Annotated in this window: 14 protein-coding genes; all 14 read right to left on the reverse strand. The window is 71.3% G+C overall.

Annotation, left to right across the window (positions count from 1 at the left end):
- Window positions 1-44 precede the first annotated feature (44 nt).
- On the reverse strand, window positions 45-368 hold the full coding sequence (locus QJR14_04225; protein MDI3316814.1) for an AtpZ/AtpI family protein: 324 nt from the start codon (window positions 366-368) through the stop codon (window positions 45-47).
- Between the two features lie 256 nt (window positions 369-624).
- Window positions 625-1,656 (reverse strand): c-type cytochrome, encoded by a 1,032-nt coding sequence (locus QJR14_04230; protein MDI3316815.1) that lies wholly within the window; start codon window positions 1,654-1,656, stop codon window positions 625-627.
- A 153-nt stretch (window positions 1,657-1,809) separates the two neighbouring features.
- Complete coding sequence (gene wecB, locus QJR14_04235) at window positions 1,810-2,988, reverse strand: UDP-N-acetylglucosamine 2-epimerase (non-hydrolyzing) (protein ID MDI3316816.1); 1,179 nt, start codon at window positions 2,986-2,988, stop codon at window positions 1,810-1,812.
- 6 nt (window positions 2,989-2,994) lie between these two features.
- On the reverse strand, window positions 2,995-4,185 hold the full coding sequence (locus QJR14_04240; GenBank protein MDI3316817.1) for an MraY family glycosyltransferase: 1,191 nt from the start codon (window positions 4,183-4,185) through the stop codon (window positions 2,995-2,997).
- Between the two features lie 42 nt (window positions 4,186-4,227).
- Window positions 4,228-4,563, reverse strand: a complete 336-nt coding sequence (locus tag QJR14_04245) for a MazG-like family protein (GenBank protein ID MDI3316818.1) — start codon at window positions 4,561-4,563, stop codon at window positions 4,228-4,230.
- Window position 4,564: 1 nt separating this feature from the next.
- Window positions 4,565-5,020 (reverse strand): ribose 5-phosphate isomerase B, encoded by a 456-nt coding sequence (gene rpiB / locus QJR14_04250; GenBank protein ID MDI3316819.1) that lies wholly within the window; start codon window positions 5,018-5,020, stop codon window positions 4,565-4,567.
- Window positions 5,017-5,529, reverse strand: coding sequence for a low molecular weight protein arginine phosphatase (locus tag QJR14_04255; protein ID MDI3316820.1), 513 nt, complete (start codon window positions 5,527-5,529; stop codon window positions 5,017-5,019). Before QJR14_04255 ends, rpiB begins: the two co-directional genes overlap by 4 nt.
- 48 nt (window positions 5,530-5,577) lie before the next feature.
- Window positions 5,578-6,387, reverse strand: a complete 810-nt coding sequence (locus QJR14_04260) for a glucose-6-phosphate isomerase family protein (GenBank protein MDI3316821.1) — start codon at window positions 6,385-6,387, stop codon at window positions 5,578-5,580.
- Window positions 6,388-6,455: 68 nt separating this feature from the next.
- Window positions 6,456-7,535 (reverse strand): L-threonylcarbamoyladenylate synthase, encoded by a 1,080-nt coding sequence (locus QJR14_04265; GenBank protein ID MDI3316822.1) that lies wholly within the window; start codon window positions 7,533-7,535, stop codon window positions 6,456-6,458.
- A gap of 4 nt (window positions 7,536-7,539) precedes the next feature.
- Entirely contained in the window at window positions 7,540-8,547 is a 1,008-nt protein-coding gene (locus QJR14_04270; protein MDI3316823.1) for a HemK/PrmC family methyltransferase, read from the reverse strand.
- Between the two features lie 26 nt (window positions 8,548-8,573).
- Window positions 8,574-9,644 carry a peptide chain release factor 1 gene (gene prfA / locus QJR14_04275; protein ID MDI3316824.1) on the reverse strand — a complete coding sequence of 357 codons (1,071 nt, stop codon included), beginning with the start codon at window positions 9,642-9,644 and terminating at the stop codon, window positions 8,574-8,576.
- 97 nt (window positions 9,645-9,741) lie between these two features.
- Window positions 9,742-9,954: a 50S ribosomal protein L31 gene (gene rpmE / locus QJR14_04280; protein MDI3316825.1), complete on the reverse strand. Its 213-nt coding sequence runs from the start codon at window positions 9,952-9,954 to the stop codon at window positions 9,742-9,744.
- Window positions 9,955-10,106: 152 nt separating this feature from the next.
- Window positions 10,107-11,393, reverse strand: a complete 1,287-nt coding sequence (rho, locus tag QJR14_04285; protein ID MDI3316826.1) for a transcription termination factor Rho — start codon at window positions 11,391-11,393, stop codon at window positions 10,107-10,109.
- Window positions 11,394-11,610: 217 nt separating this feature from the next.
- Entirely contained in the window at window positions 11,611-12,282 is a 672-nt protein-coding gene (gene fsa / locus QJR14_04290; GenBank protein MDI3316827.1) for a fructose-6-phosphate aldolase, read from the reverse strand.
- Window positions 12,283-12,478 lie beyond the last annotated feature (196 nt).

Below are 12,478 nucleotides of genomic sequence, written 5' to 3' on the forward strand. Positions count from 1 at the left end.
ACCGCCGGCGAGCCCTGCCAAACCCGCCCAGAAGGGTGCTGGAATCAATCGGCGCCCGTTTCCTTCCTGGGGCTCTCCGGGGGTTTCTCCCCCCGGCCACCCTCCTGCTTCTGGCTGTCCCGCGGTTTCCCTGCGGGCGGGCGACGGCCTCCGGTCTCCCGGAGAACGTCCTTGACCACCATCTGCAACGATCCGCCCACGGCCAGCAGGACCAGGACCGCGAGGAAGAGGGGAGATGTATGGAACCTGGCATCCAGCCAGGTACCGCCGGCATACGCAGCCCACACCGCGACGCCCACGGTGATGGCGTCCGAGAGCGCCATCGCCAGCAGGCGGTTCGGTGGGTTCCTGCGATTGGCCACCGGCATCTCCTTCAACCGGCCACCCGGAGCGGTTCGCTCCCCGCTCCCCGGACGCCCGTGCCCGGCCTTGTGAACCACGTAGCAAGGTTGACCGAGCCCGAGCCGCGGGTGGCGATTCACGCGGTCAGTATACCTGAAAAGGCTGACCGGGGCCAGGGCCGCGCGCTGGGCCGCTTTCCAGCTTCGCCCGGCGCGGAGCGGACCGGCCGGCGGGGAGGCGTGGCGGGGGCGCCGCCCCACGCCCCTCCCCGGCTCCGCGGCGTCAGGGCGCCTGCAGCTTGAGAGCGAGCGGATTCTGCGGATAGAGCTGCGGGTAGTAGACAGCGTCCCGCGGCACCTTGCCGCCAGGGAAGGTGTAGTCCTTCGCCTTGTTCGGGAAGGAGGGCCGCGGCTGGGCGTCGATGAAGGCGGCGATCTGCTGGGCTTCCTCGTCGCTCAGCGACCCGGGCTCGGAGTAGGGCATGGCGTAGCGGATGAATCCGGCCAGCGTGTAGACCCGGGCGAGCCCGGCGCCGTCGTTCCACGAGCCGGGTCCCCAGAGCGGGCCCGGTTTCAGGCCCGCCGCCATTTCCACACCCTGGCCGTCCCGGCCGTGGCAGGCGGCGCATTTCTCGGCGTACAGCTTCTGCCCCAGCTTCGGGTCCAGCCGGTCGACCGGGATCTGCCGCTCCCTGGGGATGACGTTCTGGTGGCGCCACGCGGGGCTCTCGCCGACGGGCAGGCCGTGGGAGATCCAGCTGAGGTAGGTGGCCACGGCGATCACGGGCTCCGAGTCGGCCGTGGCACGCTTGGGTGCGTTGGCGCCGTTCTCGCTGCGCAGGAAGCAGCTGACGATCCGGTCTTCCAGGCTGATGACGCGCCCGCTGTTCCCGCTCACGTCGGGAAAGGCTGCGGCCACGCCCACCAGCGGGATGGCCTTGTCCTTCTGCCCGCCGTTCATGTGGCAGTTGGTGCACGACATGTCGTTGTGAACATACTCGGGCGCGTACTTGGGGGTGTCCATGAAGATGCGGTACCCGTCCAGGATCTGGCTGGCCAGCTTCGGAGGCAGCTTCGCCTTGGTGGGATCCATGGGAAGTTGCTGCCAGGTGTCGATGGCGGCCTTGGCCGTCACCAGGCGCCCGCCGGCCGTCCGTTGCTGGACGGGCTGCGGACTCTTCTGCGCGGCCGGCGCCGATCCACCGGTGGAACAGGCGGAGATGACGAGCGCAGGCAACACAAGAGCAAGGAAGGGGAAGGGGCGAGAGCGCTTCCTGGGCGCGGTCGTGCCCGGGGTGGCCGGAAGCCAGCGCATGGGCCGACACCTCCGATGTGAGATGCGACCTCCCGAGCAGCTTCTGGCTTCAGGAGGCCCAGTTCTCACATCTTATTCAATCGTTGCTTTGAATTCTCCTTCCCCGCGGGTCGCTTGCGCCCCCATGCGACGCGCTCTCCCAGCCCGCCGCTATCACGACCCTGTCCGGAAGTCGGCCGGCCGCTCCGTGGTCCCCAAGAGCTTCCACTCCACGCCCTGGGCGATCCGCTCCGCCGCACGCCCGTCCCCGAAGGGGTTGGACGCCTCCGCCGACCGGCGCCAGGCCTCCGGGTCGGCCAGCAGGCGGTCGAGGACTCGCCGGATGCCGGGGTAGTCGTTCCCGGCCAGGTGGACGGTGCCCGCCTCCACCCCCTCGGGGCGCTCGCTGACCTGGCGCGCAAGGACCACCGGCGTGTGGAGCGACGGGGCTTCCTCCTGGATGCCGCCGGAGTCGGTGACGATCACGTGGGCGCGCCGCATCAACTGGGCCCAGACGCCGTATGGCTGGGGCTCGATCAGGCGGACCCGCTGCCGGCCGGCCGTTCCGCGGCGGACGGCCTCCTGGACGATCGGATTGGGGTGGACGGAATAGAGGACCAGCACGTCGGGATGCGCCTGGGCCGAGTCGGCCACGGCGCGGGCCACTTCCTCGATCGCTCCGTCCCAGCTCTCCCGCCGGTGGGTTTCGGCCAGGACCAGGCGGCCCTGCCAGCCGTCCGAGAGCTTCCCGGCGGCGGCGATCTCGTCCGCCGCGGGATGCTCCACCGTCCAGAGGAGCGCGTCGATGGCCGTGTTGCCCGTGACCAGGATGCCTTCCGGGGCGATTCCCTCGCGGAGCAGGTTCTCCCGCGCCCGGGCGGTGGGGGCGAAGTGGAGGCTGGAGAGGTGGTCGGTCAGCAGCCGGTTGGCTTCCTCGGGGAAGGGGGCGTCCAGCCGGAAGCTCCGCAGGCCCGCCTCGACGTGGCCCACCGGGATCCGGCGGTAGAAGGCGGCCAGCGCCCCTGCCAGGGTGGTCGTGGTGTCGCCGTGGACCAGCACCAGGTCGGGGTCCCAGCGCCCCAGCTCGGCATGGAGACGGAGCAGGGCGCGCGACGTCAACTCCTCCAGCGGCTGGCCCGGCTGCATCAGGCCCAGGTCGGCATCGGCCGTCAGGCCGAACTGCTCCATCACCTGGTCCAGCAGCTCCCGGTGCTGGGCGGTGAGGAGCACGCGCACGTCGAGGCCGGGACGCCCGGAGAGCGCCCGCACCACCGGGGCCATCTTGATCGCCTCGGGGCGGGTGCCGAAGATGCAGACGACACGCTTCTCCCGTCGCTCGCGCTCGGCCGGCAACGCTGCTCAGAGCCCCGCCTGGTGGTGGGGCGGCACGCCCGCTCGCGTCCCCGCCGGCTTGCCCACCGGAGCCGGTCCCCTGGGCGCGGTCTCCGCACGCGTGCCGGACGGGTCGGAAGCCTGCCCTGCCCCCGCCGCCTTCCGGTCCGTCGTCTCGAGGAGGCCGAATGTCCGCGCGGCGTAGACCAGGGAGATCGCCAGGAAGGCGAAGATGAAGAAGCCGACCCAGAGGGTGGCCTCGCTGATGGCGATGGCTCCCACGCCCAGCCAGCCGGTCACCATGTAGAGGAGGAGCACCGCCTCGCGCTGGCTGAGGCCCATGGCCAGCAGCCGGTGGTGGAGGTGGTCCCGGTCGGCGGTGCCGATCGACTGGTGACGCCGCGCCCGGCGAACGATGGCGAAGGCCGTGTCCAGGATGGGCACGCCCAGGGCCAGGGTGGGCACGGCAAGGGCCACGGCCGCGGCGCCCTTGGCCATGCCCTGGACGGCGGTGGTGGCCAGGGTGAAGCCCAGGAAGAGCGCCCCCGCGTCACCCATGAAGATCTTGGCGGGCGGGAAGTTGTAAGGAAGGAAGCCCAGCGTGGCTCCCATCAGCGCCGCGGCCCCCATCACCGCCACCGGCTCCTGATGCGACTGGATGGCTCCCAGGAGCATGGTGCCCGATACGATGGCCGTGATGCCGGCGGCCAGCCCGTCCAGGCCGTCGGCAAGGTTGATCACGTTCATCACCGCCACCAGCCAGACCATCGTCAGCGGGGCGCCCCACCAGCCCAAATGCCAGAAGTCGGCGCCGAAAGGATCCTTCAGGTAGGTGATCCGCAGCCCGCCCCAGGTGACGGTGACCAGCGCCACCCCCACCTGGCAGAGGAGCTTCAGCCAGGCAGGCATCCGGAAGAGGTCGTCGATCAACCCCACCAGAAGGATCAGCACGCCCCCGGCGATGAAGCCGCGGAAGAGGGGATCCTGCGCATGGCCGCCCGCCACCAGGGAAAGAATGACGGCGAGGCCGATCGCCAGCCCGCCCAGGTAGGGCACCGGCTGCGTGTGGACGCTCCGCCGGTTGGGGCGGTCCAGGGCACCGGTCGCCAGGGCGAGGCGCCGCATCAGCGGCGTGGCACCCAGGCTGACGGCGAAGGCGACCACCAGCACGATCCAGAAGCGCTGGTTCAGCAGATCCCCGAGCGGCACAGCTTGCACCTCCGGCACACGGCCCATTCTAGACCAGCCGCAGGGCGCGCGTCAGGTTCCGGCTCCTGGACGCTCGTCCAGCCGCAGGTAGCCCTTGCGGATCAGCTTCTCCACGTGCCGGGCGAGCGACTGGTCGATGTCGACGCCCATCTCGTCCTCCAGGACAAACATCATGGTGACCGCCGTCTGGGCGACGTCCAGCAGCTCCTCGCTGATGGCGCGGGCCACCTCAAGGGAGTCGCGGCGCTCCTGCTCGCCGCTCATGGCCCGGTACTTCCCGATGGCCTGGCTCAGCTCGCCCGCTTCCTCCATCAGCTTGAGCGCGGTCGATTCGAGCGTCGGCCGGAGGTTGTTCAGGCGGGGGAGGGCGATGGTCTTGGTCTCCATCTCAGCGCGACGCCTCCCGGCTGGCGTCGAGCTCGTCCACCTTGGCGACGCGCCGCGCGTGGCGTCCCCCGGCGAAGGAAGCGGACATCCAGATCCCCACGATCTCCTCCGCCACGCCCGGCCCCAGCACCCGCCCGCCGAGGCAGAGGACGTTGGCGTCGTTGTGTTCCCGAGAGAGGCGCGCCGTATAGGCGTCGTGGCAGAGTGCCGCGCGGACGCCGGGGACCTTGTTGGCCGTGATGCTCATGCCGATCCCGGTGCCGCAGACCAGCACGGCCCGGTCCACCTGCCCGCGCGCCACCGCCTCCGCCACGGGGCGGGCGATGTCCGGGTAGTCGCAGGCTTCCTCCGAGTCCGTGCCGAAGTCGACCACCTGGTGGCCGGCCTGCTCCAGCCAGTGGCGCACCGCTTCCTTGAGGCGAAAACCGCCGTGGTCCGCACCCAGAGCCACCTTCATGAGGAGCTCCTCCCTTCGCTCTCCAGACGCTCCACAAGACGCTCCGAGAGCCGCCGGAGCTGCGCGGCCACCCCCCGGTAGAGGCTGACGTCGGCGCCGACCGGGTCCGCCACCTCCAGCGTCTCCACCACGCCCTCCTCCTCGGCGGCGCGCCAGCCGTCGGGGTTGGCGTACTCGGCCAGGACGAAGCAGCGTTCACCCGCTTCCGGGAAGCGGCGGCGAAACTCGTCGCGCTGCCGGCGGGTCATGGTCAGGACCAGGTCGGCCCAGTCGGCCAGCTCCGCCGTGACCGGCCGGGAGCGGTGGCGTTCCAGCTCCTCCCTGGCCTCGGGGAGCACCTCGCGCGTCAGGCTCGCCGCCGGCGCGCCCTCCACCGCGTGCAGGCCCGCCGAGCGCACCTCCAGCCCCTCACCGCCCGCCCGGCGACGGATTAACGCCTCCGCCATGGGGCTCCGGCAGGTGTTGCCGTCGCAGAGGACCAGCAGGTGGAGGCGCGGGCGGTCGCTCATGGTGTCACCTCCGTCGTCTCCGCCGTCCTCCGGCGCCGAGGCTCGCCCTTACCCGGGCTGACCGGCGTCCCGGGTCAGGGTCAGGAGCGCCTCCCTCCTCTCGTCGGGCCGGCTCAGCCAGGCGATCCGGCCGGGATCGGCCGCGCCGAGGGGGTACATGGGTCGGCCCTGCTCCAGGCCCAGCGCCCGGAGATCTCGCGGCGGCAACGCGCGCGGATCGGGCAGGCGGGTGTAATGGGGGTTCTCCACCCACTCCATCTCGCCGTCTTCTTCCAGCTCGTAGTAGGCCGCGCCGTGCGCGCGGGCGTAGGGCCGGTAATCGGAGGCGAAGGAGGCGTCGACCCAGTTGGCCATCGCCAGCGGGCCCGGGCCCGGGTTGATGGTGACGTGCCCGTAGCCCGGAGGCATGACCACGACGTCGCCCGGTCCGGCGTCGACGATCACCACGTCCTCCAGCTCGTCGTCGCCGGCGCCCCGCTTCTGCAGCAGGAAGTGCGCCCGCCCGTAGAGCACCTGATAGACCTCCGGATAGGCGAGGCGCCCTCCCGGCGGGAGCGGGTGGTAGTGCCCGTAGGTCTTGACCGGCTCCTGGCCGAGCCGCGCGTCGACCAGCACGGTGACGTCGTAGCGCACCCCGGCTGCGCGGATCCGCTCGGCTTCCTCGTCGCGCGCCAAGCCCCGGTACATGAAGTAGAGCTCCTCCGGGCCGCCCGCCCGGGGATCGCGCAGGACCTCCCGCATCGCCTCCAGCCGCCGGACGTCCGGTTCGACGGGCCTGACGCCCGGACCGAAGGAAAGCCTCCCCGTCTCCTCGTCCAGGCTCAGAGGAAGCCCTGCCACCGGCTCCAGATCGACCACCGCCTGTCCACCTCCCGTCGCTGCTCCGCCGCGCCCGGCGGGCCTCTCCCCGGGGCCCGCTCCGCGCATCAGCAGTCGATGATCCGGCTGGCGGCGCGGCTGAGCCGCTCGGCCACGGCCAAGCCCAGCCCCTCGGCCGGCGGCGCCTCGGCCACGATGGCCGCCGCGCCCGTCCGCTCCGCCTCCCGCAACGCCCGGAAGAGCCTGGTCGCCCAGGCGGACGGGTCGGCCCGCGGGCCGAGGTCGAGGCGAAAGTCGGCATCATAGTATCCCATGCTCTCCCGCGGGGCGATGACGGCCACCCGGCCGCCGCCGGTCCGCAGCCTCCGGATCAGCTCCGCCGTCGTCTCCCGTACCCTCGCCTCCTCGCCCCGGACCAGGTAGAGCGGCACCCGCGGCGCGTAATGCCGGTACTTCATCCCGGGCGCCCGGGGGCGGAAGCTACCTGCCTCGGTCTCCGCGTCGCGCCCCGCCGCGGGGCTCCCGTCCCGGCCCAGCTGGCGCAGGATGGCGCGGTCGATCTCCAGGCCGGGCAACCAGCGCCGCAGCTCCTCGACCGCCAGGCCGCCCACGCGCAGCACCAGAGGCGGGCTGCCGGTCAGGTCGACCACCGTGGACTCCACGCCGATGCGGCAGGGGCCGCCGTCCAGCACGGCGTCGATCCGGCCGTCCAGGTCGGCCAGCACGTCCTCGGCCGTGGTGGGGCTGGGCCGGCCGGAACGGTTGGCGCTGGGCGCGGCCACCGGCCGTCCCGTCGCCCGCAGGAGCGCCCGGGCCACCGGGTGGTCGGGCATCCGAACCCCCACCGTCTCCAGGCCCGCCGTCACCTCGTCCGCCACCGCCGCCTTCCTGGGCAGAACCAGCGTCAGCGGCCCCGGCCAGAAGCGCCGCGCCAGCTCCAGCGCCGTCTCCGTCGGCTCGGCCGCCTCGCCGAGCGCCTCCAGGTCGGCCACGTGGACGATCAGAGGGTTGTCCGAGGGGCGCCCCTTGGCGGCGAAGATGGCGCGCACCGCCTCCGGATTGGTGGCGTCCGCTCCCAGCCCGTAGACGGTCTCGGTCGGGAAGGCCACCAGGCCGCCGCGGCGGAGGATGGACGCGGCCAGCCGGATCTCCTCTTCGTTTCGCCCGGAAAGGCGTCGCGTCTCCACCCGCTCACCCCCGTCCCCGTCCCGCTCCCTCACCGCCGGCCGCCGCGGGCAGCGCCGGACCGCCGGGCAGCCAGCGCGCCTCCACCCAGCGCGGCCGCCCGGCCAGATCCGCGCGTACCCGGACCTCCCGGTACCCGAGCCGGCCGACTGCGTCCGCCAGGCGCCAGGCGCCCGTCTCCCCCGACTCCATCACGAGGAAGGCCCCGGCCGCCAGCCACGGGCGGACGGCCGCCGCCCAGCGGCGGCCCGGGCCGATCCCGCCTTCGCCCGCGAGGAGGGCCCGTCGCGGCTCGCGGCGGACCTCCGGCGGCAGCTCGACCACCTCCGCCGGAGGCACGTACGGCGGGTTGGCCACGACCAGCGCCAGAAAGCGCGCCCGCTTTCCTCCCCGCCACCGGCCGCCGGCCCACCTGCAGGAGGGCCCGCCCGGGCGTCCGCGCACGAGGCCCGCCAGCCCTCGCGCCGCGTCCCCACCCAGGAAGCGCACCCGCCGGGCCACCCCGGACCGCTCCGCGTTCATCCGGGCGACGGCCAGCGCGCCCGGCTCCGACTCCAGGGCCAGCACCCGCACCCGCGGCCCGCCGCGCAGGGCGAGCCCCACCGCCAGCGCGCCGCTTCCCGTTCCCAGGTCGAGCATCCAGCGGAATCCGTCCACCGCAGGCGCCCGCTGCGCCAGCTCCAGTGCCCTCTCGAGGAGCAGCTCGGTCTCCGGCCGCGGCACCAGCACCTGCCGGTTGACGCGAAGGGGAAAGCCCGCCCATTCGAGCCGTCCCACCAGCACCTGGAGCGGCTCGCCCGCCCGGCGCCGCTCCACGCGTTGCAGCACCGCCGATTCCCAAGCCCGGGGCAGCTCCGCCTCCGGATGGGCCAGCAGCCGCTCCACCGGCCACCCGCTGACGGACTGGAGCAGGAGGCGCGCCTCCAGCGCGGGCGCCTCGCTCCCCGCTTCGGCGAGCCTGCGGCGGGCCTGCAGCAGGAGCTCTCCCACCTTCACCCCCCGCGGTCCGCGCATCCGGCGTCGCCTCCACCCCGCGGGGCTCAGCGGAGCGCCTTCAGCCGCTCCGCGGTGAAATGCTCGACCAGCGGATCGATCAACGGGTCGAGGTCGCCGTCCAGGACGTCTTCCAGCCGGTAGAGCGTCAGGTTGATCCGGTGGTCGGTCACCCGCGACTGGGGGAAGTTGTACGTGCGGATCTTCTCGCTCCGCTCGCCGGTCCCCACCTGGGCGCGCCGCTCCGCCGCCTCGCGGCCGGCCTTCTCGCTCTCCTTCAGGTCAAGGAGCCGTGCGCGCAGGATCCGCAGCGCCCGCACCTTGTTCTTGTACTGGGAGCGCTCGTCCTGGCAGGTGACCACGATGCCGGTGGGCTTGTGGATCACCCGGATGGCCGTCTCCACCTTGTTGACGTTCTGGCCTCCGTGGCCCCCGGCACGGTAGGTCTCGATCTCCAGCTCCTCGGGGTCGAGCTCCACCTCGACCTCCTCCGCCTCGGGCAGCACCGCGACGGTGGCGGTGGAGGTGTGGATCCGCCCCGCGGACTCGGTGACAGGGACGCGCTGGACGCGGTGGACACCGCTTTCGAACTTGAGGCGGCTGTACGCTCCCTCGGCCTCGATGGAGAGGATCACTTCCTTGTAACCGCCGATCCCCGTCTCATTGCTGGAGAGGACCTGCGCCTGCCAGCCGCGGCGCTCGGCGTAGCGCAGGTACATGCGCAGCAGGTCGGCCGCGAAGAGCGCAGCCTCGTCGCCGCCGGCCCCGGCACGGATCTCCAGGATCACGTTGCGCTCGTCGCGTGGATCGGGAGGAAGCAACATCCGTTCCAGCCGCTTCCGCGCCTCCTCGACCTCCCCGCGCAGCCGCCCGGACTCCGCCTCCAGCCAGGCGCGCTCGCCCTCGTCGCTTTCCGCCTCCAGCAGCGCCTCGGCCGTGGCCAGCTCGGCCCGGAGGCTCTCCAACCGGTCCGCCTCCTCCAGGATCCCCTCCAGTCGACCTCGCTCGCGCAAGACTTCCTGGAGGCGTCTGGGATCGGAGAGCAGAGAGGGATCCGTCAGGGCCCTCTCCAGCTCGGCGTAACGCGCTCGAACGCTTTCCAGCTCCCGCGCCTCCATGGGCTCCACCTCCCTCCCGTCCGCCGTCCGGCCGCCACCGCCGCCCCCGAGAGGCGACAAAAAGGGCAGAGCCCCCGCTCTGCCCGCCGCACCCCTGCTAGCGCTGCGCCGTGCCTGCGTACTTCCTCCGGAAGCGCTCCACGCGGCCGCCGGTGTCCACGATCCGCTGCTGGCCGGTGAAGAACGGGTGGCAGCGTCGGCAGACCTCCACGTGCATCTCCTTCTTGGTCGAGCCGACCTCGTAGACGGCACCGCAGGAGCAGATGATGCGCGCCTTCTCATACCAGGTCGGATGGATCTCCGGCTTCATTTCTCCCATACCACCTTCTCCGCGGTTCCCTGGCGGCCGGGCTCCGGTCCGGGCGCCCTGCGCGCTTCCCGATCGCGCCCGGAGCGCCTGACGCTCCCGGCCCAGGCGGACGGCAGGTAGTCTAGCACAAGGAAGCCGGGGCTGTCTCGAGCTCAGGCGGTCTCGCGGCGCAGGAGCTCGAAGAACTCGGCGTTGCTCCGCGTCTTGGCCAGCCGGTCTTTCAGGATCTCCAGCACCTTGCCGGCATCCATGGCATGGGTGGTCCGGCGGAAGGCCCACATCACCTCGAGCTCCTCCTTGCTCAGGAGCAGCTCCTCGCGGCGGGTGCCCGAGCGCTTGATGTCGATGGCCGGGAAGAGCCGGCGCTCGGCCAGGCTCCGGTCCAGGATCAGCTCCATGTTGCCGGTGCCCTTGAACTCCTCGTAGATCACGTCGTCCAGACGGCTGCCGGTCTCCACCAGCGCGGTGCCGATGATGGTGAGGCTGCCCCCCTCCTCCACGTTCCGGGCGGCGCCGAAGAAGCGCTTCGGCCGGATCAGCGCCGCCGGGTCGAGGCCGCCGGAGAGCGTCCGCCCGCTGGGCGCCACCACCACGTTGTTGGCGCGGGCGAGCCGGGTGATGCTGTCCAGCAGGATGACCACGTCCTTCTTGTGCTCCACCAGCCGCTTGGCCCGCTCCAGCACCATGTCGGCCAGCTTGATGTGGTTCTCCGGCGGGTTGTCGAAGGTGGAGGCGAGGACCTCGGCGCGCACCGAGCGCTCCATGTCGGTCACTTCCTCGGGGCGCTCGTCGATGAGGAGGACGATCAGGACGACCTCGGGGTAGTTGGTGGCGATGGCGTTGGCGATCTTCTTGAGGAGGACCGTCTTGCCACCCTTGGGCGGGGAGACGATCAAGCCGCGTTGCCCCTTGCCGACGGGCGCGACGAGGTCGATGATCCGCGTGGACAGCTCGTGGGCGTTCGTCTCCAGTTTGTACCGCTGGTTGGGGTGGATCGGCGTCAGGTTGTCGAAGAAGATCCGGTCGGCCGCCACCTCGGGGCTGACGCCGTTGACCGCCTCCACCCGCAGCAGGCCGAAGTAGCGTTCGCCTTCCTTTGGCTTCCGCGCCTGCCCTTGCACCTCGTCCCCCGTCCGCAGGTTGAAGCGCCGGATCTGCGAGGGGGAGACGTAGATGTCTTCATCGCTCGGAAGGAAACTCATCGCCCGGAGGAAGCCGAACCCTTCCGGCATGATGTCGAGGATCCCTCGCGCGAAGATGAGTCCATCCTTCTCCGTCTTCGCCTTCAGGATCTCGAAGATCAGCTCGCGCTTTCTCATGCTCGAGTAGCCCGTCAGCTCGAGCTCCTTGGCGAGCTGATAAAGCTGGGGGAGAGTCTTCCCCTCGAGCTCCTCGAGGGCCAGATTGGAGCCCGTGCCGGGCTTGGTCTTGGTGGTCATCGTTTTGGCCTTCACTGCCTTCTCCCGCGAGGGTGGTGATACACCGGTCGGTCCACCGTTCCAGGCGAGGCGTCCAGGGGACGGCCCACAGGCCCGCGCCACCGGCTGGATCCTTGGTTGTGAGATGCTCAGGTGAGTCGCGATACGGAACAGGGCGGGGGATCCGCTTTCGTCTAGACTAGTCTAGCATACGCGGGCAATCCGCGCGCATACATCGCTACGCCCTCTCCTTCACCCCGTCGTGCCTGCCGTAAACCTTCTCCCAGTCGCTCAGGAAGCGCTCCAGGCCGCGGTCGGTCAACGGGTGCTGCAGCATCGCCTTCAGCACGGCGAAGGGCACCGTCGCCACGTCCGCCCCCGCCAGCGCCGCCTCGGTCACGTGGAGCGGGTGGCGGATGCTCGCCGCAAGGACCTTGGTCGCGATCCCGTGCAGCCGGAAGATCTCGCCGATCTGGCGGACCAGAGCCATCCCGTCCTGGCCCACGTCGTCCAGTCTCCCCACGAACGGAGAGACGAAGGTCGCCCCCGCTTTGGCCGCCAGCAGCGCCTGGTTGGCGCTGAAGATCAACGTGACGTTGACACGGATACCTGCCTGGCTCAGGGTCCGCACGGCCTTGAGGCCCTCTTCGCCGATGGGGATCTTGACCACGATGTTCTCCGCGAGAGCCGCCAGCTCTCGCCCCTGCTCGACCATGCCGTGAGCGTCCGTGGCCGTGACCTCCGCGCTCACCGGTCCGTCGACCAGAGCTGCGATCTCCCGCAGGCGCTCGAAGAAATCGACGCGCTCCCGGGCTACGAGCGTAGGATTGGTCGTGACCCCGTCCAGTATGCCCCACTCCGCGGCGCGCCGGATCTCTTCGATGTCAGCGGTATCCAGGAAGATCTGCATGCGGGCACCTCGATGACCGCCGCCCAGGCGCGGCGGATGGGCTGGAAGCGGCGAAACCAGGTTACCACAAGCAGCCCTCGAACCCAAGGTCAGCTATAGGATACGCAAAAGGTGCCGCCCGCGCTACGCGGTGCGGCACCCGAATAAGACAAGAGCGAACCGGTTCCGGCAGCGACCTACTCTCCCGGGCGGTGGC

Source organism: Bacillota bacterium (genome assembly GCA_029961055.1).
Lineage (GTDB): Bacteria > Bacillota > Sulfobacillia > JAIMAT01 > JAIMAT01 > JAIMAT01.

Coding starts and splice junctions, on each gene's coding strand:
- QJR14_04270 (MDI3316823.1), bottom strand. CDS start 8,547: ATGCGCGGACCGCGGGGGGTGAAGGTGGGAGAGCTCCTGCTGCAGGCC.
- QJR14_04230 (MDI3316815.1), bottom strand. CDS start 1,656: ATGCGCTGGCTTCCGGCCACCCCGGGCACGACCGCGCCCAGGAAGCGC.
- prfA (MDI3316824.1), bottom strand. CDS start 9,644: ATGGAGGCGCGGGAGCTGGAAAGCGTTCGAGCGCGTTACGCCGAGCTG.
- rpmE (MDI3316825.1), bottom strand. CDS start 9,954: ATGAAGCCGGAGATCCATCCGACCTGGTATGAGAAGGCGCGCATCATC.
- rho (MDI3316826.1), bottom strand. CDS start 11,393: ATGACCACCAAGACCAAGCCCGGCACGGGCTCCAATCTGGCCCTCGAG.
- fsa (MDI3316827.1), bottom strand. CDS start 12,282: ATGCAGATCTTCCTGGATACCGCTGACATCGAAGAGATCCGGCGCGCC.
- rpiB (MDI3316819.1), bottom strand. CDS start 5,020: ATGAAGGTGGCTCTGGGTGCGGACCACGGCGGTTTTCGCCTCAAGGAA.
- QJR14_04225 (MDI3316814.1), bottom strand. CDS start 368: ATGCCGGTGGCCAATCGCAGGAACCCACCGAACCGCCTGCTGGCGATG.
- QJR14_04255 (MDI3316820.1), bottom strand. CDS start 5,529: ATGAGCGACCGCCCGCGCCTCCACCTGCTGGTCCTCTGCGACGGCAAC.
- QJR14_04245 (MDI3316818.1), bottom strand. CDS start 4,563: ATGGAGACCAAGACCATCGCCCTCCCCCGCCTGAACAACCTCCGGCCG.